This is a genomic window from Thiorhodococcus mannitoliphagus (genome assembly GCF_010915725.1).
In the GTDB taxonomy this organism is placed as follows: Bacteria; Pseudomonadota; Gammaproteobacteria; order Chromatiales; family Chromatiaceae; genus Thiorhodococcus; species Thiorhodococcus mannitoliphagus.
The window spans coordinates 1-22,208 of the sequence record NZ_JAAIJR010000065.1; the positions used below are offsets into that span (position 1 = coordinate 1).

Genomic DNA, 22,208 nt, shown 5'->3' on the forward strand with positions numbered 1-22,208 from the left:
CGCCGAGCAGATCGCCGCCCAAGCGAGCGTGCGTGACTTCCTCCAGAGCGAGAAGATGATCCAAGGCTTCCTGCTCGCCTGGCTGAATCTCCTGAGCCGACCGGTCCCACCCAAGGCCGGTTCACCAGCAAGCAACGCGTCGCAGCGCATTCGCCAATGCCTTGGACGTCCTTGGCGATCTCGGGATCACGCAACGTCTGGCTCTACCCTCTCCACGCCTGATGCACCAACTTGGGGTGAAGGTGCAACGATGCGAGAACTGACCCCGGCTCCGCTGCGAGATCGCCGACCGGCTCAATCACATGGCCAAGAAAGTGACCATCAACAACTTCCCCCCTTTCGCAAAGGGGGCCAAACAACTTCCCCTCTTTCGCAAAGGGGGGCCAAACAACTTCCCCCCCTTTCGCAAAGGGGGGCTAGGGGGGATTTCGGGCGGGATCGCTCGCATCGGGAAACAATGGATGAGCGCTTTCTTACCGCGGTGACTGAGCACCCTTCTTCGACTACCTCGCCGAGCAGATCGCCGCCCAAGCGAGCGTGCGTGACTTCCTCCAGAGCGAGAAGATGATCCAAGGCTTCCTGCTCGCCTGGCTGAATCTCCTGAACCGACCGGTCCCAAGGCCGGTTCGTCAGCAAGCAAGGCGTCGTAGCGCATTCGCCAATGCCTTGGACGTCCTTGGCGATCTCGAGATCACGCAACGTCTGGCTCTACCCTCTCCACGCCTGATGCACCAACTTGGGGTGAAGGTGCAACGATGCGAGAACTGACCCCGGCTCCGTTGCGCCAGGCAAAGCCTGGAAGGAGAGGAAGATAGCGAACGGATAAGCGAATCGGAAACTCCTTGTTGCGGCCCACCGGGTGAAAGTCCCGAGCCGGTAAGGATTGGCCATCCACCGGAACCGAGTGTGGCGTGGTGCGGGAGCGATCCCGGCTGCGAAGCGAACACAGGGGGCGTGTAGGCTGTGTGATAGAGCCCCGAAACTGATGCCAGCGGAGCCGACGTCTCGGAACAGCGGAAGGCAATAGTGTTGGCATTGTAGCGGCCTGATGTTGACACTCCGCCGGGGTCTGAGAGCAGGGCATGCACGCACGGGTCGCCCAGGAACCTGGGAGGGCTCAGTCGTTCCTTGTCAGTGACGCGGTGCGGGCGCCGCGTAAGAAGCCGCCCGGGTCCGTGAGCGGTGGTCCGGCTCACGGGAGCGAACAGGACCGAGGGCAAGGTAGCGCCAAGCGAAGGCCAGAGGTGCGGCGCGATGGCGGCTGAGCAGTCAGAGTCGGTTGATCGTACCGTTGAGCACGGGGAACGCACCCGAGCGGACCCGTGGGAGGGAAGCGACCGATCGGTTGAGACATCTTCTGAAGGGACGATGGTGTGAACATCGGGTCACCTGACCATCTGAACAGAACGACAGGAGATCGCGTCATGGGCTTCAGGGTCCAACGGGTGTGCGACATGTGTTGTGCAGCGAGCGCTCAATCGAGGAGCCGGATGCCGTAGTCCCGCACGTCCGGATCTGTGGGAGCCGCGGGTGCGTAAGCACCCGTGGCCACCCGGTGCCAGTCGTCTTTCGTAGGGTGGACAAGCGCAGCGCAGTCCACCGACGCCGACGCGGGATTCGGTGGACTTCGCTCTCGCTCGTCCACCCTACCGGCCCAACTGATGACCAAGGCCTGGCATGCGGATATTGAGACAAAGAAGGGGAAACCCGGAAACAGAATTAAACCGAAGCCTGCAGCCGGCCGATCGGGGAAGCGCTCCTGACCGAGGAAGGAGGGTCGTCGGAAGCGGCTGGGGAGCCAGGCCGGCTCATGGTACACGATAGACTTTCGCTGAGGATGGACGACAAAGCCTTCCTGATGCTCATGCGCAAATGGTTGAAGGCCGGCATCCTGGAGTCGGATGGCGCTGTGCATGACCCGGAGCGGGGTTCGCCGCAAGGCGGGAGCGTTTCAACCATACTCGCCAACATCCACCTCCAGGATGCGTTGGACATCTGGTTTGAGGAAACCGTCAAGACACTGCAAAGGGGCAGTGTACCTGTGTCGGTATGCGGACGACTTCGTGTGGGCCTTCGAGCTGCAAGCCGATGCCGAGCGCTTCTATCAAGTGCTCGACAGTCGGCTGGAGAAGTTCGGCTTGGAGTTCGCGATGGAGAAAACGAACCTGATCCGGTTCAGCTCGTCCCACTGGAAAGCAAGTGGCACCTTCGAGTTCCTAGGCTTCGAGTTTCGTTGGGGACGCGGACGCTGGGGAAAGCCAGTGCTCAAGCGCAGAACGGCACGCAAGAAATACCGTGCCGCCCTAGCGAGCTTCCAGGATTGGTGTCGCAAGCACTGTCGACGACCGAAGGCGGTGCTCTTCGCCAAGCTGAATGCCAAGCTGCGAGGGTGCTACCAGTATTACGGAATCCGTGGGAACTTCGAGAGTCTCGCCGACTTTTACCATCAGATGCGCCGGCTACTCTTTCGGACGCTGAATCGTCGCAGCCAGCGGCGCAGCTACAACTGGAAGGGTTTCGCGGAGCTGCTTCAGGTCTTCAGGCTCGAAAGACCGCGCATTTGCCATGACTTCTGAGCACCAGCAATTCATCGTCGCCTGCTGTGCGAAGCGAGTAACTTTAAGGAGCCCCGTGCGGTAGTTCCGCATGCGGGGATCTGTACGGGGGCGGTCGGACAACTGGCCGTCCTACCGTGATCGGTAGCGTACACAGATAGCGCTCAGAGATGTGAGTAATGCTATGGTGTGCAGTGGGGCGGCTTAGACGTCCGCTGACAACGCGAGCTTCGGACCGCGGGTTAACGTCATAAGGTACGGTGATCTTTCATGAAGGCTGTTATTCTGGCTGGCGGTTACGGAACTCGTATTTCCGAGGAGTCTCATCTACGCCCAAAGCCGATGATTGAAATTGGTGGTATGCCGATAATCTGGCATATAATGAAGATCTATTCTCACTATGGAATAAACGAATTTGTGGTTTGCTGCGGATACAAGGGCTACGTGATAAAGGAGTATTTTGCAAACTACTTTCTGCACATGTCCGACGTAACCTTTGACATCGCAGCGAACCGAATGGAGGTACACAAGCCGAAGGCTGAGCCTTGGAAGGTAACTCTTGTCAATACAGGTGCTGATACGCAAACCGGTGGACGCTTGAAGCATGTTGCGCCCTACCTAAAGGGCGAGAACGCCTTTTGCTTTACGTATGGAGACGGGCTAGGTGACGTCGATATATCCGCGCTGATAGACTTTCATTCGCGTCACAATCGTTTAGCGACCGTGACAGCCGTGCTTGCTCCTGGTCGATATGGAGCTATTGAGAAACAGGGAGATGAAGTGGCGGAATTTCGTGAAAAGCCCTACTCAGGTGGCGGTCTAATCAACGGCGGTTTCTTCGTGCTTTCACCTAAGTGTCTCGATCTTATAGAGGGTGATCAGAGTAGCTGGGAAGGTGATGTCCTTGGCAGTCTGACGAAAATGAGGCAGGTTATGGCTTACAGTCATTATGGCTTTTGGCATCCGATGGATACTCTTAGAGACAAAAGGCATTTGGAAGACTTATGGTCGACGGGAAATGCGCCATGGAAAGTCTGGTCGTAGAGCCGAACTTCTGGCGCAACAAGAGCGTTCTGCTGACTGGACATACTGGCTTCAAGGGCGGATGGCTTGCTCTGTGGCTAACTGAGATGGGTGTCAAACTATCCGGTTACGCGTTAGCGCCCCCGACGGATCCGAGCTTCTTTGAGCTAGCTAGGATCAAAGATCGACTCGTGAACCACTGCGTCGAGGATATTCGCAATTTGCGCTCTCTGAGCGAAGCGATCCTGCTCGCACAGCCGGAAGTCGTATTTCACTTTGCAGCTCAGCCACTTGTCCGGGCCTCATACCGCTCTCCCGTTGATACTTACTCCACGAACCTGATGGGGACAGTCAACGTCTTGGAGAGTGTCAGGCAGGCGCAAAGCGTGCGTGCCGTAGTGGTCGTAACGACTGATAAATGCTACGAAAATAGAGAATGGGATTGGCCCTATCGAGAGACCGACGAGCTTGGTGGCGCCGATCCCTATGCTAGCAGCAAAGCCGGCGCGGAGCTGATTGTAAGCGCTTATCGTCGAAGCTATCTGGCCAGGTTGAACCTGCATGTCGCGAGCGCGCGCGCCGGCAATGTTCTCGGCGGCGGAGACTGGGCAGCGGAGCGCTTGATTCCGGATTTCTTCCGTTCGGTTGATGAGGATCAAACTCTTCATGTTCGTTCCCTGAATGCCGTGCGCCCGTGGCAGCATGTTCTTGAACCGCTTCATGGCTATTTGATGCTGGCTCAGGCACTCTATAAGCATGGCAATGCCTTTGCGGAGGCATGGAACTTTGGGCCCAACGACAGTGATATGAAGTCGGTGCGCTGGATCGTCGACTGCCTGTGCGCACTAAATCCGCAAGGTCGTTGGGAGGCCGAGCGTCCTGAGCCGGGGCAAATTAGAGAGAGTAAAATACTGAGGCTAGATAGTTCGAAAGCTCGAAATCGCCTCGGTTGGCGTCCTCAATGGGATTTAATGATGGCATTGCGCTATACTGCGGCTTGGCATGAGGCTAGTAAGAAAAGCATGGATATGCAACAAGTTTCACTCAATCACTTGTCAGACTATTTGAAATCATTAAGAAATAACTGAAGATTCATGCGAAGTTGTGCTTAATGATAAAGCGTTTTGGAATCACGGTTCATTAGTCTTAGATTTTCGTTGGAATGGGCAGCTCTAGATTCTGAGCGTTCCCTTAGCGCCTAACAGAGAATAACGGCCATGCAAATCATCGATAAAACGGTCACTGTAGGCGTTGGCGGCCAGTTGATATTGCAGATGTCTTGTCCTGCTGGTACGCGCGTTCGTGTAATTGTGGTTGAAGAATCGGATGTCGCACCAAGCAAGGCGACGGCTTTGGCCCACGTTCAGGAAGGCTGCGGATTCGCTTTTCAGGTCCTTTCCGATCCTGCAGAGGATGTGTGGAATGACCTTTAGCATTCAGGCTGGAGGCATCTATAAGCTGCCGTTTCCCTTCACAGACCTGTTGGCACGCAAGGCGCGCCCAGCACTGGCGCTAAATGCACCGGATGCGAGTGGCGACGTACGGTTTCTGGTCATTACTACGTCGCCAGTGACCGATTCGACGCAGGGTTATGCATTGGCGGCAGCGGATTATGCTGGCCTACCGTTACCCTTTCCCGGCTTCGTGCATCTGGATAAGCCGTTTCTATTGCATGAGACCCTGGCGCTGAAACCCCTGGCCCTGTTGAACGATGATACCTTGGCTAGGGTGTTCCGTCGCTTGATTCAAGCGGATATCTCCCGCTTCGCCGCGCTTGATCCGGCTATTCGCTCGTTCGAACCAGGAGTCACGGCGATCCCGCCTTCCGGAAAGATCATTGGTGCCGAAGAGATGCACAATATGGTCGATGCTGCCCTTGACGGGTGGTTGACAACCGGTCGATTCAATGATCACTTCGAGGATCGCCTCGCCGAGGTGCTTGGTGCGCGCCATGTGCTCACGACCAACTCTGGCTCTTCGGCCAACCTGCTGGCTGTCAGCGCGCTGACCGCTCCCTCGCTCGGAGCGCACGCGCTGCGGCCTGGCGACGAGGTTATTACCGTTGCCGCCGGTTTCCCGACTACGGTCAATCCTATTCTGCAGAACGGTTGCGTGCCGGTCTTCGTCGATATCGACATCCCTACCTACAACATCGATGCCACGAAGATCGAAGCCGCGCTCGGGCCGCGCACTCGTGCGATCATGCTGGCCCACACGCTCGGCAACCCTTATGCCCTAGACGAAGTCACCCGTCTCGCCCGGCAACATGAGTTGTGGTTGATCGAGGATTGCTGCGACGCGCTCGGCTCGACCTACCAAGGCAAGCTGGTCGGCACCTTCGGCGACATCGGAACCCTCAGCTTCTATCCAGCGCACCACATCACCATGGGCGAGGGCGGGGCGGTCTTCACCAACAACGGGAAGCTGCGCAAGATTCTCGAATCATTTCGCGACTGGGGACGCGATTGCTATTGTGCGCCTGGCTGCGACAACACCTGTGGTAAGCGTTTCGACCGGCAACGCGGCACGCTGCCGCAGGGCTACGACCACAAGTACACCTATTCGCACCTTGGCTATAACCTCAAGATCACCGATATGCAGGCGGCCTGCGGTCTGGCCCAGCTCGGCAAGCTTCCGGACTTCATTGCCCGACGCAAAGCCAATTTCGCCTTTCTGAAAGAGCGCTTGTGCGCTCGCAATGATCGGCTGATCCTGCCCGAGGCCACGCCCGAAAGCGATCCCGCCTGGTTCGGTTTCCCAATCACGTTGAGGCCGGAAGCGGGTCTCTCGCGGGTCGATCTGCTGCGGCATCTGGACGCTCACAAGATCGGCACCAGGCTCTTGTTTGGCGGTAATCTGACGCGGCAGCCTTACATGACGGGTTGCACCTACCGGACCAGCGGCGAGCTAACGAACTCGGACATCGTGATGAACCAGACCTTCTGGCTTGGTGTCTACCCTGGTCTGAGCGAGGAGATGCTGGACTACGCCGCATCACGCATCGAAACATGTCTAGACTCATCTCGCGTAACATAGAGTCTTGACCAAATATCGTCTTGCCGATTCGCGCCCGTTAACTGCGGCGGCTCGATTGGCCAATAGGGGGTCAGCCTTGTTTGCCCACAGAAGCATTCAACCGATCGAAGCGCTACACATCGAAATCGATCTGCCACCCGAATTTGCAGACTGCCGGGAGGCCGAAGTCATCGTTTTGCCAGCACGTTCGGAGTCAGCTTCGAAGAAGATCTGGGATGAGCGAGTCCGCGCGCTCTCCGGCACGCTGAGTAGCGATTTTCCAGACGAGATCGATGACCTTGATCTCGGTCAGAACGCTCCAAGAGCGCATTTGGAGTGAACGGTTATCTGCTCGATACGAACATCTGCATTGCTTGGTTGAAAAACCGCTCCATCGTCGCTGAGCGTGTCATTGCGGCTGGTGAGAATCAGGTCTTTCTCTGTAGTCCCGTAAAATCCGAGCTGTGGTACGGCGCATGCAGGAGTCAACGGGTGAAGGAACACCAAGCGGCACTGCTGGCCTTCTTTGTCAGCATGGCGACGCTGCCTTTTGACGACGAAGCGGCGCTTCGCTGTGGCGAGTTGCGCGCGCATCTGGCGCGCCGAGGCACTCCAATCGGGCCATATGACATTCAGATTGCAGCCATTGGCTTGACGCATGGGATGACGGTCGTGACGAACAATGTCGCGGAGTTTTCCCGTGTTCCAGACATCCGAATCGAAGATTGGCTGATCCGAACATGATCAATCCCCAACCATCGGACCTTTTCAGCGACCTATTCGTCTTCGAGATGGCGAACAACCATGAGGGTAGCGTCGAGCACGGGCGCGAGATCATCCGCCAGTTCAAGACCTCCGTCGTCGGAATGCCGTTTCGCTTTGCGGTCAAGTTGCAGTATCGCCATCTCGACACCTTTATCCATCCCGCCTATCGCGACCGTCAGGACACCAAGTACGTCAAGCGCTTCCTCGACACCGAACTCAATGAGGATCAGCTACACCAACTCAAGGACGCGATCGCCGAGGCCGGTTTCATCCCGATCTGCACGCCATTCGCCGAAGACTCGGTGGACTGGATCGAGAGACACGGCTTTCAGATCCTGAAGATCGCCTCCTGCTCCTTGACCGACTGGCCGTTGCTGGAGCGCATCGGAGCGACCGAAAGAGATGCTTGACTTTATCGCCGACAAGATCGGGGCCTATTTCGGCGAGCACGACTAACGGTCGGAGCCGCAAGAATCGTCATGGCATGTTTACCGTCGGAGGATCTCGAGCACATCTTCAGCAACACGCGAGGGTTGTGGGAGGATCTTCGCGAGCAGTCGATTTTCTTGACCGGTGGGACTGGATTCGTTGGCACATGGCTGCTGGAAAGCTTCCTGATGGCCAACGACAGGCTTAGTCTGCGTGCCAAAGTGGTTGTCTTGACACGCGATCCCGAGCAGTTCTGCCGCAGATCCCCCCACCTTGCTGAACACGCGTCCGTGCAGTTGCTTGGCGGGAATCTTTCCGGGTTTGACTTTCCGGTTGGTGATTTTCCCTTCGTCATTCACGCCGCGACGGCGCCCCAGTTTGAACCTGACGTTGAGCATCCGCTCGGCGCGTTCGATGCTGATCTCGAGGGTACCCGCCGCGTGCTTCAATTTGCGTGCTCGCATGGCGTGCGACGTTATCTATTGACGAGTTCTGGCGCGGTCTACGGTAAGCAACCGCCGGACCTGACACACATTCCAGAGGACTACGTTGGAGCGCCATTGACGAGTGACACCGGGTCTGCGTATGGGCAGGCCAAGCGTGCGTCGGAGTTCATGAGTGCCATGTACGCTAGGGTGTATGGGTTTGATGCAATCATTGCACGTCTATTCACCTTCGTGGGGCCGCTGCTGCCGCTCGACGCCCATTATGCGATCGGAAATTTTATTGGTGATGCACTTGAGGGCGGTCCGGTGCGTATTCATGGCGATGGGACGCCCTACCGGTCCTATCTTTATGCGGCGGATCTGGCGACCTGGCTTTGGACAATACTCTTGCGTGGCAAGTCGGCGCATCCTTATAACGTTGGCTCGCCCCAGGATCTTAGCATCGCAGAGTTGGCCCGGACCGTGATTGGCGTTATTGCGCCGGGAGCTGGTATCGAAGTCGCGAAGAGGCCTATCGCTGGCAGGCCGATGCGCTATGTCCCGAGCACGGCTCTTGTACAGAGAGAACTGGGGCTTCGCCCCTTGATATCGACGGCAGACGGCATTCGACGAACATCGGAATGGCATCGGTTCAACGGCTCAGCCAATCGTTAAGTGTCAACGGCTTAGCGGTTTTTTCCATGTTCGTGCAAGCCACGGACAGAGCCGGTGAGCCAAGGATTTTGATTTGTTCGGGCAATCTAAGAATCACAAGACTTCAGATCGATTACTCAGCAATATTCGTGAGTCATCGGTCCGACAGTCTTGCGTGCCAAGCTCTGCGCTACACAAACCAAGGAATCTCTGTGGTCGCTACATCTCTTTGCGAAAAATGTTTGATAGATAAAGACAATGTTTGGAGAGCCGCATGACCGACGTGATCGTGCTGGCTGGGGGATTCGGTACGCGCCTCCGAGAAGTCGTGTACAACTTACCTAAACCCATGGCGCCGATCGCTGGCCGTCCGTTTCTCGAAATCCTTCTTGGCGACCTAGCGCGAAAGCGGTTCAGCCGTGTTGTCCTGTCTCTCGGCTACAAGGCTGACAGCGTGGTCGACCACTTCGGCAGGTGTTTCGCCGGTATGGAGTTGGTCTACGAGATCGAACGGACGCCTCGTGGTACGGGCGGTGCACTTCGTTGCGCGCTTGTACAATGCAAATCAGATCACGTTCTCGTCGTAAATGGAGATACGTACCTCGACCTCGAAGTTGATGAGGTCAAGGCCCAATGGCAACAAGAACGGCGTCCGATCATCGTTGCCAGGAAAGTGCCGGACACGAAACGTTATGGACGCCTGGAGACAGAGGGAAGCCGAGTCATCCGGTTTTTGGACAAGGGTGTTGACGGTCCCGGTCTGATTAACGCAGGATCTTACGTTCTACCCAGAGGCATCGAGTCGGAATTCCCCGGCGACGAAGCATTCTCGCTTGAGCGCGACTATCTTGCGGAAGCCGTGAGTCGACGCCCTTTTCAATGCTTCGTCAGCCGAGGAAAATTCATCGACATCGGGGTTCCGCAGGACTATGCGCGAGCCCAGTTGGAATTGGCGGAGATCAGTTCGTGATCCGTGAGGCGCTCTTCCTCGATCCGGACGGTGCCATCAGGACCAACCACTGTTGCGTCTGTTCGCAAGAAGGTATTGATCTCATCGAATGGCAGCCCTCATGCACATCATGAACCCCATGTTCAAACAGATGTGCCTGCTGGATGAACAACCTGTTCGCCAGGCCATTCAACGACTCGAGACAAGTCGCATCCAGATTGCGTTTGTTCTCGATGCGGCGGACCGGCTGGTAGGCGTCGTGACCAACGGTGACATCCGCCGTTTCCTGCTGGAGGGTGGTCAGATCGCTGACAGTGTTCGACTGTGCATGAATCGCAGCTTTCGTTCGGTGCCAGAGGACTCATCGCGCGAGGATCTGCTCAAGTTGCTTGACCTCGGACTCAATGCCATCCCACGATTGGATGCCGCAGGAAGGCTCATCGACGTTGTTACTCCGAGCAGTCTTCCGACCGTGCCCGAAGCTCCCGTGCTCGTCCGCTCGCGCGCACCAGCCCGAGTTAGCTTTGGAGGTGGCGGTTCTGACGTAACCTATTTCTTCGTCGATCAGCCCGGCGCTGTGCTCAGCACGACGATCTCGCTGTTCTGCCATGTGACCCTAATCCCCAGGAACGATACAGAAATCCACCTTCATTCCGAAGACATCGGCATCGTTCAGCGCTATGTTTCGATCGACGATCTGCAGATTCGGTTGGAACAAAATAGTCTCCTGGCGGCCACGGTATCCGTTATCCGCCCATCATTTGGATTTGAACTCTATGCACGCTCGGACTTTCCGATCGGATCCGGGCTGGGGGGGTCATCCGCAGTCACGACCGCCGTCGTGTCGGCATTTAACGAGTTGCGCCTTGACCGCTGGACCCCCTATGAAATTGCTGAGGTTAGCTTCCAGGCAGAGCGGTTGTGCTTCGGCGTTGCGGGAGGCTGGCAGGACCAGTATGCATCGGCGTTTGGCGGGTTCAACCTGATCGAATTCGACGGCACCCGCAATCTCGTGCACCCGATCCGCCTGGATGAAGCGATCGTCGATGAACTCGAGGAATGTCTCATTCTGTGCGACACGGAAGTCACGCATGAATCGGACGCAATCCACCGAGCACAACGCGTTGACTTCGATAAGGGGAAAATAGCAACCGATCTCAAAGATGCGGTCGATGTGTGCCGTAAGATGCATCATCACCTGATTCGGGGTGAATTGGCGGAATTCGGGCGATCCTTGCATGCTGGTTGGCAACTAAAACGGGCTCTCACATCAACAGTGAGCAACGCTCGCATTGACGAAGTCTATTCCGCAGCCATGAGCGCAGGGGCTAGCGGCGGAAAGTTGCTCGGCGCAGGCGGCGGCGGATTCTTCCTGTTCTTCGTAGAGCCCCGCTTTCGAAGAGCGGTCACCGAAAGCCTCAAGAGTGCTGGATGCAGACTCTCGGCATTCCGATTTGAGTCAAGAGGCGTTGTGTCATGGCGGACCAAATTGATATGACCCATGAAACATTCGATATCGACGGGTTTGCTGTCGGTGGCACACGCGTATTTGTCATCGCCGAGATCGGTAACAACCACAACGGTTCAGTCGAGTTGGCCAAACAATTGGTGGACGCTTCCATCGCGGCGGGTGCCGACTGCGTCAAGTTCCAGTTGCGAAATCGTGATGCGCTCTACCGTCGTCGCGGGGATGGCTCCGTCACCGAGGATCTGGGCGTTGAATACATTCAAGACCTGTTGAACAAGGTCGAGCTGAGCCTGGCCGAACACCGGACAGTCAGACAGTATTGCCGGGAGCGAGGTGTCACCTATCTCTGCACGCCTTGGGACGAGCCCAGCGTTGACATATTGGCCACCTTTGACATATCCGCACTGAAAATTGCCTCCGCGGACCTGTGCAACCCCTATCTCATCAGGAAAGCGGCCTCCTTGGGTAAGCCCCTGATCCTGTCGACGGGGATGTCCTTCGAGCACGAAATCGTCCGCACAGTCACCCAACTCAAGGAATTGGGGATCCCTTTCGCGCTGCTTCACTGCAACAGTGCCTACCCAGCCCCGGAAACGGACATTCAGTTGCGCTATCTGACGCGATTGGCCGAACTGCACAGCATCATCGGCTACTCGGGGCATGAACGCGGCACGGCGATCACGATCGCGGCCGTCGCCTTGGGGGCGAAAATCGTCGAACGACACATCACACTCGACCGCAGCATGGAAGGCCCTGATCATCTCGCAAGCCTCGAACCCACCGAATTCCGGACATTAGTCGAAGGCATTCGCCAGGTCGAGAACGCCTTGCCGTGGGTGGGGCCAGGACGGCATGCGAGCCAGGGCGAACTCTTGAATCGTGAGAATCTCGGTAAGAGCGTGGTTGCCGCCCGCGACATCGGTCTGGGCGAAACCTTCACCGAAGCAGCCCTACGGGTGGCGAGCCCTGGTCAAGGACTGCCGCCGTACAGGCTCGATGAACTGCTCGGCAGAAGGGCGGGGCGCTTCATCCAGCATGGAGATTTTCTGTTCGAAAGCGACTTGTGGGACAAGCCAATCATTGATCGCGTCTATCGATTCCCCGTGAAATGGGGCGTGCCGGTTCGCTACCATGATTTCAAGCAATACCGAGAGTGGATCAATCCCGATCTGTTCGAATTTCATCTGTCCTATCGCGACCTTGGCATCGACCCCAAGCCCTATTTGGAATCGACCGCCTGCTCGCGCCTGGTTGTCCATGCGCCCGAGCTTTTCGAGAATAGCGAATTACTCGATTTGGCTGCCGCCGACGAGGCGTATCGTCGGCGTTCGATCGAAAACGTGAAGCGTGTTGTGGCAGCAACGGAAGTCATCGGGGACTATTTCCCGAACGCGGATTCGCTGCTGATTGTCGCGAACGTCGGTGGATTCTCCGCCGATCAACCATTCGCGCCCGCTTTGCGGCCAAGGCTCTACGAGCGATTTCGAGTTGCCTGCGAACAGATCGATTTCGGCCGCACGGAGCTCATTCCCCAGAACATGGCGCCGTTCCCCTGGCATTTCGGAGGGCAACGACATCAAAACATTTTCATGATGCCCGATGAACTTGCCGCCATGTCTCGTGAACTGAACATGAGGCTCTGTCTGGATCTGTCCCATTTGCAAATGACCTGCAGCCACTTTGGGCTCGATTTCCAGGATGCGCTGACCCAGCTGCTACCATACTCAGCGCACCTGCACCTAGCCGATGCCAAAGGCACGAATGGTGAGGGCGTTCTGATGGGCACCGGTGACATCAACTGGCCCTTATCCTGGAAACAGATCTGCGAAGCCAAGAACATTGGCTTCATCCCCGAAGTCTGGCAGGGCCACAAAGATCATGGCGCAGGGTTTTGGTCGGCACTGTCGTTTCTCGTGCAACTCCCACTCGAAGCATGAACCGATGAAACTTTCCGATTACGTCATGGGCTTCTTGGCACAGCAAGGCGTTCAGCATGTATTCTTCCTGCCGGGTGGTGGGGCGATGCATCTGAATGATTCACTGGGTCGTTGCCCCGGCGTCGAGTTCATCGCGGTCCAACACGAGCAGGCCGCCGCGATTGCCGCCGAAGCCTATGCCCGTGTCACTAACAAGCTCGGTGTTGCGATGGTGACCACTGGACCCGGAGGAACCAATGCCGTCACGGGCGTCGCCGCTGCTTGGCTGGATTCCACGCCAGTGCTCTTCATTTCTGGACAGGTCAAGCGAGCAGATCTTCGGCGAGATCCGGAGCTTCGACAGTTGGGCGTACAGGAGATCGACATCGTCTCCATCGTCAAGCCCATTACCAAATACGCGGTCACGATCCTTGAACCTGAGTCGATCCGATTCCACCTCGAACAAGCCCTGCACCTCGCCGGATCCGCCCGGCCCGGTCCCGTTTGGATCGATATTCCCTTGGATGTCCAGGCGGCTGAAATCGATGTCGAGAACCTGCAAGGATATTTTCCCGTCAGTCCGGAGACGCCGTCGCACGCGGCGGAACTCCGCAGACTGGCGGAAAAAACGATACAGATGCTGAACGAGTCCGAGCGTCCAGTCGTTCTGGTCGGCAATGGCGTTCGTCTCGCCGGCGGGGAGGCGCTGTTCGAACAACTGGTCGAATCATTTGGCGTTCCGGTCCTGACGACGCGGCTTGGGGTAGACTTGCTTCCCGCGAGCCATCCTTTGTGTTTCGGAATGCCCGGCGGCATTGCGTCACGATCCGCGAACTTCACGCTCCAGAACAGTGATTTTCTTCTGACGATCGGAGCCCGTCTCGATATGCAGCTGCTGGCTTATGCACCGAAGCGGTTCGCGCGTGCGGCACGCAAGGTGATGGTCAACATCGACGAGGCCGAGATTCGCAGGCTGGGGGATGTGATTGACCTCGGGATACAGGCCAACGCAAAGGCCTTTCTTGCACAACTCCTTGCATTGCGAAGCGAATTCAAACCACGCGACAGGACACCCTGGATCGAGCGATGCCACCACTGGCAGGCGCGCTATCCCTTCGTGCAGCCGGAACAGCGCCGACAAGCATCCAGAATCAGTATGTACGCCTTCTCGGAATATCTGGCGGAACAGCTCGCCGAGGGCGACGTCGTGCTTCCTGGCAGCTCCGGCTTCGCAGCGGAGATCTTTCTGACAGCCTTCAAGTGCAAGCGCGGGCAACGGGTATTCCACAACAAGGGAACCGGTTCCATGGGGTTGGCCCAGCCGGCGGCAATTGGGGCCTGCCTCGCATCGGGCCGCAAACGAACGATCTGCGTCGACGGCGACGGCGGCTTTGCCATGAATATCCAAGAGCTAGAGACCATCAGGCGCCTTCAACTCCCGATCAAGTTCTTCGTCGTGAATAACCAGGGATATGCGTCGATACGCGCCTCGCAAAATAACCATTTCAAGTTACTGGTCGGAGCAGATGACACAAGCGGTCTCACGCTGCCAGATTGGGTGACACTGGCGAACGCGTACGGAATCCCAGCGCGACAGGCATCTAACCCCGATATCCTCCCCGAAGCTATACAGGCTATCCTGAATACATCGGGACCAGCGATCTGCGAAATTGTCGTTCTCCCCGATGAGCCACGCATACCGCGTGTCGCCTCCCTGATCCGAGAGGATGGCTCGATGACATCACGGCCGCTGGAAGATCTTTTCCCGTTTCTTGATCGTGACGAACTAGCCGAAAATATGTTGATACCGATTATCGAAGAGTAACCGTTTTCTGGAACACTTCTGTGAATCATCTATCTACATATAAATGCTTATCAGTTATTCTTCGGGGGCGCAATGACTTTTAACGCAACACATCGCAAAAGCACTGAGAGCGAAAAGCGGCAGCGCCTAATGCTTGAGAAGCCGCTCGTTTTCGAAAAAATATTGAGGCTCGAACATCGTATCAAGGCTGGTATGGCCACCCCGGTCATCGATATAGAATACAGTGAAGCCTGCAATTTAAAATGCAGCCACTGCTTCAATACTCATTTCAAAAAGAAAAACCGTCGCCTAAAGCCTGCAGACCTGGCAGATTTAAGTAAGCAGGCTCATAAATTAGGTTTATGCCAATTCGTTATTTCTGGTGGCGAGCCACTAGTCTTGAATGCAATCAGAGAAGTTATCGAGGCTCTCAATCCGCAGTTGTTTCACTTGGCAATGAGTACCAACGGCTTTTACCTGACCCGGGAGATGGCTGAAAACCTGAAAGCTTGGGGCCTCGACAAGGTGAAAGTTAGTCTGGATGACTTTGACCCTACACGACATGATGAAAACCGCAAGAGTGAAGGTGCATACGATAAGGCAATGGCCGCCCTCTTCAACGCACGTGATGCGGGTTTGAGTGTCACTATCCAAACTTGTATCACTCACCTGAATTGCCGGACCGAGCGAACTGAACAAATGGCGATGTTCGCCGCAGATAATGGATTTGTTGTTGATGTGATGATCGCACACCCTATCGGAGAATGGGAAGGGCGTTCTGACTTGCTCATCGATGAGGAAGATGCTGCGCATTTGCGCGAGATAAATAGCCGTATCCCAGCACTTCATCGCGACACCTTCCCTACGTATGGCATCGATCGCGGTTGCGGCTGCGTCAATTCCAATCTGCACCTGACTAGATACGGTGACATAATGCCTTGTGGTTTTATTCCAATTTCAATCGGAAATATCTTTGAAGAAAGTCTCAAAGAAATACTTGACCGGGGCTTGCGGATCAAGCATTTCAAGAACTATAATCCCCTCTGTTTATCTGGTGAGGATCGAATTTTCATTGATCAATACATCACCAGTACCTATGGCAAAGAACTGCCCCTGCATTGGTCACACGTATTCACCGAAGATGATTTTAAATCATGACGCAGTTCCTATTCATCTTTCGCGATAAAGCGCCGAGTTATAGCCACGCAACATGGAATTTTTTGGCATCGCACGATATTTAAAAGCTTGTACAGTGAACTACTTTTTACGGTTGAGCAGTATTATTGTCCCAACCGTTTAGTGAAAACTATGCACTTTCAGTGCAAGACTTTTAGTCATGTCTTCCATTGGTAAGCTTTCGAATCAAAATTCGGCATCGCGTAGCGATTCCTTAGTCTTCTTTAGTCCGCAGTTCAGTCTGCTGACCGAGGACTTTCAGTCCGCACTTCATTTTCATGAGGTGCGTGCTCTTGACAAGGCCTATGCCTAGTCAACAATTGGAGACGAAATATGATAAAAAAAATTTTACTGATTAACATGCCAAATACTGTCATCAACGACTACGATAAAGCACGATACTCTTTGGACCGTCAATCAATTTCGAACGCTCCCTACGGTTTGCTTTCAATTATATCGTATGTGAGAAAAAACTCTAGACGCTCTGCTGAAATTCGGCTGCTAGACCTTAACAGTGCCCTGTACAGAGCCTACAGATCAGGGAAAACAAATCCGCCTAATGACATCCGAGATGCAATTGTAACCGAATTGTCAGCGTTTAGTCCTGATATCGTTGGCGTCTCGATTATGTTCAATGTAAATTACCTCTATTTGCCACTTGTTTCCGCTCAGGTCAAGAAATTTGATCGGGCTATTCAGGTAATTGCTGGCGGCAACTTGGCTACTTCAATGTATGAAAAATTGCTTGAGGATGAAAATATCGACGCGGTATGTTATGGAGAAGGAGAGATCCCTCTAACGCAGATTGCGGACTCAATATCCCCGGCGAATACGGCTATTTCCAACCATCCCTCCTTTTTTACAAGCACGAAACTTCAGTCTGAGAATTGCTTTCAACCTGTGAATTCTATGGTAATGAATCTAGACACACTACCTCCGATCAACTTTGACTTACTGGATCTTGCAAGCTACAAGGGGCCGATGCTAAGGTTCTTTCAGCGTCGCAAAAGCTGCACTGAAAGCTGCAAAGAAGATACTTCTTTAAAAACACTAGTTATTTACACTACTCGTGGCTGCCCATATAAATGCTGTTTTTGTGCCTGCCATGTTGTTCATGGTAAAAAAATCCGAATGATGAGCGTCGAGAAAGTTATTAGTGATGTACATTTTATGATAGATCGGTATGGCATCAATAGCCTCATGATCAACGACGATAATTTTTTGCTTGACAAAAATCGCGCAATAAAGATTCTTCAGCATTTGATTGAAATGAAAATGACCGTCAACTTTCCTTCTCTGCTCATCAGAAACATAGACGATGAGATTGCCGCGCTGTTGAGTCAGGTTGGCGTTACCAATCAACTAGTGTCCATCGAGTCTGGTTCAGAATATGTCCTCAAGCATATAATCCAGAAGCCATTAAAGATCAAGGAGATATCCCGGGCGGTCGAAAGCTTACGCCGTTATGGAATCAATGTTGACACTAATGTTGTGACGGGTTTTCCTGGCGAAACTGATGCTCATCGGCAAGAAACGCTTGAAACGATTAAGGGCGTTGGATTCAATTGGTCCCACTTCCTCATCGTGTTGCCTGTTCCTGGTACGTCTTTATATAATGAATGCAAAGAAAAAAACTATTTGGTAGATGATGAAAATTTCTTTTCGCCAAATTTAGCTGATTGCAATATCTCAACTCCTGATTACGATTCTGAGCATATCCAATTTCAGGCTTATTTTATGAATCTTTATGCAAACTTTATACACAATTACCATCTTTCTATCGGCGACTACGATACTTGTATAGATAATTTTTCTCATGTGCTACAAGAAGTGCCGGGTCACGCATTTGCCTATTACGGATTGATGAGAGCTTATGAGGGAAAGTCGGATTGCAGCACGGCAGACTACTACCATGAAAAATTTAAGCATGCGATTAGAGAGCCTTACTGGAGTAAATATTGGAATTGCTTTGATATCAATTAATATTATTTTGGATTGCATGTTAAGTTTTACGAAGTTCGTGCAATTAATGGTAGTGCTCTGAATCTGGATATTTGATATTATCAACCAATATTTCATGGGTAATGATTTTTTCAGGTTAGGTGCTCAATGGCTTTCGTCTCTATTCAATGTCTACACTGTGGGCAACATGAAGTCGTGAAACGTGGGAAGACGAGCGACGGCAAACAACGCTATTTATGTACGAATGCTCACTTTACCGCGAACACGTTTATTGTCCCAACCGTTTAGTGAAAACTATGCGCGTTCAGTGCAAGACTTTTAGTAATGTCTTCCATTCTCGACTTTGGCCATTTTTGCAGTCTCCCAGAAAGCTAACTGCTTGAAGTATCGTGAGGGCTGAAAATTAGAGGGGGTCGGGAGGCCCGAACGCCGAAACTGGACCCCTCGTTAATTTTTTCATGCATCGTAAGCTATTGATAAAAAAGAGATTTCCAGCCGAAGAAAATGGCCAAAGTCGAGCCATTGGGAAGCCTCCGAATTAAAGTTCGGCATCGCGTAGCGATTCCTTAGTCTTCTTTAGTCCACAGTTCTGTCTGCGGACCGAGGACTTTCAGTCCGAACTTCATGCTATGGACTTCCAGTTCATAGTGATTGATTAACCGATATGAGTTTGGTCGCTGCGTGTAGTATCCAGATTCAGAGCAATAACCAATTAATGATTTTTCATGTCGCTTCTGCGAGAAAAGCAAACTGCTTAGCGTATATTTTTTAATGAACAGAGCGTAAAATGCTTCCTACCGTTATGATTTTGGATTTTGTCGCATGAAGCGGTTTACGATAATCTCTGAAGATCGGCCGCCCTTACGTGGTCGTTTGCCGCTTCGAAAGCCGTTAGCTCTTTTCGTAGAGCCGACAAACATTTGTAATTTCCGGTGCGCCCCATGTGTGCACGGTTCTGAAAATACCCGTAGTGACTTAAAGCCTTTGCGTCATATGACGATGGCGCTCTACGGAAAACTTATCTCCGAATTGAGGGAGTGGTCCGGACCTCCGCTCAAACTGCTACGTTTAGCCATGTTAGGAGAACCTTTTATCAATCCGGATTTTATCGAGATGGTACGGTTGGCAAAGGAGGCAAGAGTAGCTGAACGAGTTGATACTTTTTCAAATGGTTCGTTGTTAAGTGGGGATGTCGCCGAGCGGCTGGTCGATGTTGGCATCGACTCAATCCGATTCTCCATATACGCGGTGACGCCAGATCGGCACCTGGATGTTACTGGCAGTCGGTGCGCCATTGAAGAAATACGAAATAATATCAAGCGCTTGCGTGATATTCGTGACGCAAAAGGTAGGTGTGCACCTTGTATTTTTGTAAAGATGTTTGACGCATATGGAGATGAAAACAATCTTTTTTATGAAATGTACGAAGGCATAGCCGACGAGATAGGATTAGAAAAAGTACACAACGCTACTAACTATAGTGGTAATGATTTGGTGAAAATGTATTACGGCGATAGTGTAAGAAGTGAACGCGCTTACAATGAATACGCGCAAAGCTTGAACGCACATCGCATCGCGTGCTCTCGCCCATTCATGTCTATGGTGATCAATAACATCGGCGATTGTCTGATGTGTACCCATGATCCCGCAAAGGGAACGAAAATCGGTAACTGCAACGACAGCACTCTTCAGGAACTGTGGTCCGGAAACGCCATGTTCGAGTTTCGTAGGATGCATTTGCAGAACCACAAACACGAAAACCCGATCTGCGCTCATTGCGACTGGTTTAAGCTGTTTCCCGACGCTGACAACGTCGACGGCTTCCCGGTTGAGAAATTGCGTCCATGATTGAGACCGTGATCCCCTTCACCCGCCTGCATTGCACCGAGCGCCAGAATCTTCGGGAGATTCTGCCGTTAGCCAAGCCGTTCACGCTGCTGATCGAGCCATCTAGTCTATGCAATTTCAAATGCACGCAGTGCTTTCAAAGCCTTAAGAGTTCAAACTATTTCACTCGCAATCGTATGAATATGCCGCTTGTTCGATTTCAACGCGTGATTGAGCAAGCGCGGCAATGGTCTGGTCCTCTCTTCAAAGTTCTGAAATTGAGCCTTTACGGAGAGCCTCTGATCAACAGCGACTTTTTAGAGATGCTCGCGATCGCCCGGGAGGCTGGTATTGCTGAACGAATCGAGACAACGACCAACGCGTCGCTCCTTACTTGTCACATAGCTGAGCAAATGGTTGAATTGCAGCTCGACTATCTCAGGGTGTCTATTTACGCCACCAATCAGATCGCTCACCGTACGACAACGCGTTCAACCGTTGAGATCGGGGCGATTCGTGACAATCTGCTTCAATTGCAGGCTATTAAGCGGCGGAGGGGTTCTTTGAGGCCTTTTGTCAGCGTTAAGATGATGGATGCCTACGACGAGAAGAACGAGCGCTTCTTTGATATGTACCGTGACGTGGCGGATGAGGCTTTTATCGATAAACCGCATGGATGGATCGAGGTCGAGGGCGCTGACTTTCTTGGTAGTTTTTACGGTGAAAAGCTATCGCTTGCACGGGATGATATTCGAAAATATAGCAGGCCGCGCTTAGCCTGCCAAATGGGATTTACTACCCTGGCGGTGCGCAGCAATGGCAGCGTATCGCCCTGCTGCGTAGATTTTATCGGCGGTACAAATCTGGGTAACGTAGATACTATGAGTATTGAGGAACTATGGATGTCAACCGCTTGGTACGAGTTCCTGAAAATGCAACTGGAGGGACGCGCCCATGAGCACTCGTCGTGCGGGCACTGCGATTTCTTCAAGAGCAGCTACTATATGAAAGACGATATCGATGGTGTGCCTGTCAGGCAACTGCGTAGTCCTGGCGGACCAACAGACGAGGCAATGACGTGATATTGGATCTGATCAGTGAGGTTCCACATAGCGACGCTGCTAGCTTAAACGCTATCCGTGACTCCGGCTTACCTGTCGTACAATGGGGTGCGGGCGAGCTTTCCTGGTATATATGGAACTATTTGACTCAGAATGGAATTTTTCCGGTTGCTTTATGTGATAGCAATCCCGATAGGCATGGGTCGACTTATCTCGGTCTTCCCGTTCTGAGTTACGTGGATATGAAGGAGCAGCTTACTCGTGAGAAAGGAGGCTATCATATCGTCGTTTCCACGGGGCCTAAATACAAAGAAGAAATCTTCTCGTTTTTAGAAAGGTCCGGTGAAAAGAATCGGGTGTGGTATTTTCGAGGCTACGAGGTGTGCGGAGAAAAATTTAGTTACTCTTATTTAAGAGAGTATGCTAATAGTTTTGAGGAAGTCTATTTCTCACTAGCAGATGAGTATTCGAAGAAAGTTTTTGTTAATGTATTAAACGCAAAGATATCTGGTAACTTTGACTACTACAGAACTATTCAGACGACTTGCGAGTATTTCGACGACGATATTATTCAGCTCGGAAGCGAAGAGGTGTATATGGATATCGGGTCATTTGGCGGCAATGCAATAATTGAGTTTGCGCGCAGGACCCAAGGAGAATATGCTGGTATTATCGCTGTAGAACCTGATAAGAGAAACCGTCAAGTTCTCCAAGAGCGCCTGACGAAGAACAGATTATATGGCGTGGAAGTCATCGAGTACGGGGTCTGGAATAAGAGAGAAGTTCTCTATTTTCATAATGGCCGCGAGGGGGGGTCTCGCATATCGGAGGAGGCCACGACCGGATTCGGAGGTTACTCGCTGGACGTTGATACAGTGGATAATCTACTCCTTGGTCGGCGCGTTAGTTACATTTCGATGGATATCGAGGGTGCAGAACGACGCGCCCTTCTCGGCGCAGGGGGCACCATCCGACGATGGAAACCTAAGTTGGCCGTGAGCGTGTATCACCGCCGCGAAGATCTTTTTGATATCCCAATTTTAGTTTTATCCTTGAATCCTGCTTATCGCCTTTATCTGCGGCACTACACCGACAATCAGACTGAAACGGTGTTATATGCTATCTAAGAGAAAATTCAAAGAGCAGCTTAATCGCGAGTGCCCGATATGCGGTCAAAAG

Annotated in this window: 20 protein-coding genes; all 20 read left to right on the top strand. The window is 53.1% G+C overall.

Translation table 11 applies throughout. From position 1 onward, the window contains the following. Positions 1-564: 564 nt before the first annotated feature. The 20 genes from G3480_RS15470 to G3480_RS15565 all read left to right on the top strand — a co-directional run bounded on the left by G3480_RS15470 (position 565) and on the right by G3480_RS15565 (position 22,156). Positions 565-768, top strand: a complete 204-nt coding sequence (locus G3480_RS15470) for a hypothetical protein (RefSeq protein WP_164654798.1) — start codon at positions 565-567, stop codon at positions 766-768. A 1,265-nt stretch (positions 769-2,033) separates the two neighbouring features. Next, on the top strand, positions 2,034-2,576 hold the full coding sequence (locus G3480_RS15475; RefSeq protein ID WP_338114151.1) for a reverse transcriptase domain-containing protein: 543 nt from the start codon (positions 2,034-2,036) through the stop codon (positions 2,574-2,576). A gap of 249 nt (positions 2,577-2,825) precedes the next feature. After that, positions 2,826-3,599 (top strand): glucose-1-phosphate cytidylyltransferase, encoded by a 774-nt coding sequence (gene rfbF, locus G3480_RS15480; RefSeq protein ID WP_164654799.1) that lies wholly within the window; start codon positions 2,826-2,828, stop codon positions 3,597-3,599. Continuing rightward, on the top strand, positions 3,581-4,666 hold the full coding sequence (rfbG, locus tag G3480_RS15485) for a CDP-glucose 4,6-dehydratase (protein ID WP_164654800.1): 1,086 nt from the start codon (positions 3,581-3,583) through the stop codon (positions 4,664-4,666). The genes rfbF and rfbG overlap by 19 nt, the downstream gene beginning before the upstream one ends. A 129-nt stretch (positions 4,667-4,795) precedes the next feature. Then, positions 4,796-5,011: a hypothetical protein gene (locus G3480_RS15490; RefSeq protein ID WP_164654801.1), complete on the top strand. Its 216-nt coding sequence runs from the start codon at positions 4,796-4,798 to the stop codon at positions 5,009-5,011. Next, positions 5,001-6,614 carry a lipopolysaccharide biosynthesis protein RfbH gene (gene rfbH, locus G3480_RS15495; protein ID WP_164654802.1) on the top strand — a complete coding sequence of 538 codons (1,614 nt, stop codon included), beginning with the start codon at positions 5,001-5,003 and terminating at the stop codon, positions 6,612-6,614. Before G3480_RS15490 ends, rfbH begins: the two co-directional genes overlap by 11 nt. 76 nt (positions 6,615-6,690) lie before the next feature. After that, positions 6,691-6,933, top strand: a complete 243-nt coding sequence (locus G3480_RS15500) for a hypothetical protein (RefSeq protein WP_164654803.1) — start codon at positions 6,691-6,693, stop codon at positions 6,931-6,933. Then, entirely contained in the window at positions 6,930-7,337 is a 408-nt protein-coding gene (locus G3480_RS15505) for a PIN domain-containing protein (protein ID WP_164654804.1), read from the top strand. The genes G3480_RS15500 and G3480_RS15505 overlap by 4 nt, the downstream gene beginning before the upstream one ends. Beyond that, complete coding sequence (locus G3480_RS15510; protein WP_164654805.1) at positions 7,334-7,768, top strand: N-acetylneuraminate synthase family protein; 435 nt, start codon at positions 7,334-7,336, stop codon at positions 7,766-7,768. Before G3480_RS15505 ends, G3480_RS15510 begins: the two co-directional genes overlap by 4 nt. 69 nt (positions 7,769-7,837) lie before the next feature. Next, a complete protein-coding gene (locus G3480_RS15515) occupies positions 7,838-8,887 on the top strand; it encodes an NAD-dependent epimerase/dehydratase family protein (protein WP_164654806.1) in 1,050 nt (349 codons plus the stop codon). Between the two features lie 253 nt (positions 8,888-9,140). Further along, positions 9,141-9,836, top strand: a complete 696-nt coding sequence (locus G3480_RS15520; RefSeq protein ID WP_164654807.1) for a nucleotidyltransferase family protein — start codon at positions 9,141-9,143, stop codon at positions 9,834-9,836. A gap of 88 nt (positions 9,837-9,924) precedes the next feature. Further along, positions 9,925-11,313 (top strand): GHMP family kinase ATP-binding protein, encoded by a 1,389-nt coding sequence (locus tag G3480_RS15525; protein ID WP_206171739.1) that lies wholly within the window; start codon positions 9,925-9,927, stop codon positions 11,311-11,313. Continuing rightward, complete coding sequence (locus G3480_RS15530) at positions 11,292-13,220, top strand: N-acetylneuraminate synthase family protein (RefSeq protein WP_206171740.1); 1,929 nt, start codon at positions 11,292-11,294, stop codon at positions 13,218-13,220. The genes G3480_RS15525 and G3480_RS15530 overlap by 22 nt, the downstream gene beginning before the upstream one ends. A gap of 4 nt (positions 13,221-13,224) precedes the next feature. Continuing rightward, positions 13,225-15,024: a thiamine pyrophosphate-binding protein gene (locus tag G3480_RS15535; RefSeq protein ID WP_164654808.1), complete on the top strand. Its 1,800-nt coding sequence runs from the start codon at positions 13,225-13,227 to the stop codon at positions 15,022-15,024. Between the two features lie 129 nt (positions 15,025-15,153). After that, a complete protein-coding gene (locus tag G3480_RS15540; RefSeq protein WP_164654809.1) occupies positions 15,154-16,161 on the top strand; it encodes a radical SAM protein in 1,008 nt (335 codons plus the stop codon). A 351-nt stretch (positions 16,162-16,512) separates the two neighbouring features. Continuing rightward, complete coding sequence (locus G3480_RS15545) at positions 16,513-18,162, top strand: B12-binding domain-containing radical SAM protein (protein ID WP_164654810.1); 1,650 nt, start codon at positions 16,513-16,515, stop codon at positions 18,160-18,162. Between the two features lie 126 nt (positions 18,163-18,288). After that, the gene (locus G3480_RS29560; RefSeq protein WP_164654811.1) at positions 18,289-18,429 is read left to right on the top strand and encodes an IS1 family transposase; all 141 of its coding nucleotides are present in this window, start codon (positions 18,289-18,291) and stop codon (positions 18,427-18,429) included. 534 nt (positions 18,430-18,963) lie between these two features. Then, positions 18,964-19,989 (top strand): radical SAM/SPASM domain-containing protein, encoded by a 1,026-nt coding sequence (locus G3480_RS15555; protein WP_164654812.1) that lies wholly within the window; start codon positions 18,964-18,966, stop codon positions 19,987-19,989. Beyond that, a complete protein-coding gene (locus G3480_RS15560; protein WP_164654813.1) occupies positions 19,986-21,050 on the top strand; it encodes a radical SAM protein in 1,065 nt (354 codons plus the stop codon). Before G3480_RS15555 ends, G3480_RS15560 begins: the two co-directional genes overlap by 4 nt. Beyond that, complete coding sequence (locus tag G3480_RS15565) at positions 21,047-22,156, top strand: FkbM family methyltransferase (protein WP_164654814.1); 1,110 nt, start codon at positions 21,047-21,049, stop codon at positions 22,154-22,156. Before G3480_RS15560 ends, G3480_RS15565 begins: the two co-directional genes overlap by 4 nt. The last annotated feature ends 52 nt before the right edge of the window (positions 22,157-22,208 follow it).

Bases quoted from the DNA above. Each gene is read 5' to 3' on its own strand.
- G3480_RS15560 (WP_164654813.1), top strand. From the start codon at position 19,986: ATGATTGAGACCGTGATCCCCTTCACCCGCCTGCATTGCACCGAGCGC.
- G3480_RS15535 (WP_164654808.1), top strand. From the start codon at position 13,225: ATGAAACTTTCCGATTACGTCATGGGCTTCTTGGCACAGCAAGGCGTT.
- G3480_RS29560 (WP_164654811.1), top strand. From the start codon at position 18,289: ATGGCTTTCGTCTCTATTCAATGTCTACACTGTGGGCAACATGAAGTC.
- G3480_RS15510 (WP_164654805.1), top strand. From the start codon at position 7,334: ATGATCAATCCCCAACCATCGGACCTTTTCAGCGACCTATTCGTCTTC.
- rfbH (WP_164654802.1), top strand. From the start codon at position 5,001: ATGACCTTTAGCATTCAGGCTGGAGGCATCTATAAGCTGCCGTTTCCC.
- rfbG (WP_164654800.1), top strand. From the start codon at position 3,581: ATGGAAAGTCTGGTCGTAGAGCCGAACTTCTGGCGCAACAAGAGCGTT.
- G3480_RS15515 (WP_164654806.1), top strand. From the start codon at position 7,838: ATGGCATGTTTACCGTCGGAGGATCTCGAGCACATCTTCAGCAACACG.
- G3480_RS15530 (WP_206171740.1), top strand. From the start codon at position 11,292: ATGGCGGACCAAATTGATATGACCCATGAAACATTCGATATCGACGGG.
- G3480_RS15470 (WP_164654798.1), top strand. From the start codon at position 565: ATGATCCAAGGCTTCCTGCTCGCCTGGCTGAATCTCCTGAACCGACCG.
- G3480_RS15540 (WP_164654809.1), top strand. From the start codon at position 15,154: ATGCTTGAGAAGCCGCTCGTTTTCGAAAAAATATTGAGGCTCGAACAT.
- G3480_RS15490 (WP_164654801.1), top strand. From the start codon at position 4,796: ATGCAAATCATCGATAAAACGGTCACTGTAGGCGTTGGCGGCCAGTTG.
- G3480_RS15555 (WP_164654812.1), top strand. From the start codon at position 18,964: ATGAAGCGGTTTACGATAATCTCTGAAGATCGGCCGCCCTTACGTGGT.
- G3480_RS15525 (WP_206171739.1), top strand. From the start codon at position 9,925: ATGGCAGCCCTCATGCACATCATGAACCCCATGTTCAAACAGATGTGC.
- G3480_RS15545 (WP_164654810.1), top strand. From the start codon at position 16,513: ATGATAAAAAAAATTTTACTGATTAACATGCCAAATACTGTCATCAAC.
- rfbF (WP_164654799.1), top strand. From the start codon at position 2,826: ATGAAGGCTGTTATTCTGGCTGGCGGTTACGGAACTCGTATTTCCGAG.
- G3480_RS15520 (WP_164654807.1), top strand. From the start codon at position 9,141: ATGACCGACGTGATCGTGCTGGCTGGGGGATTCGGTACGCGCCTCCGA.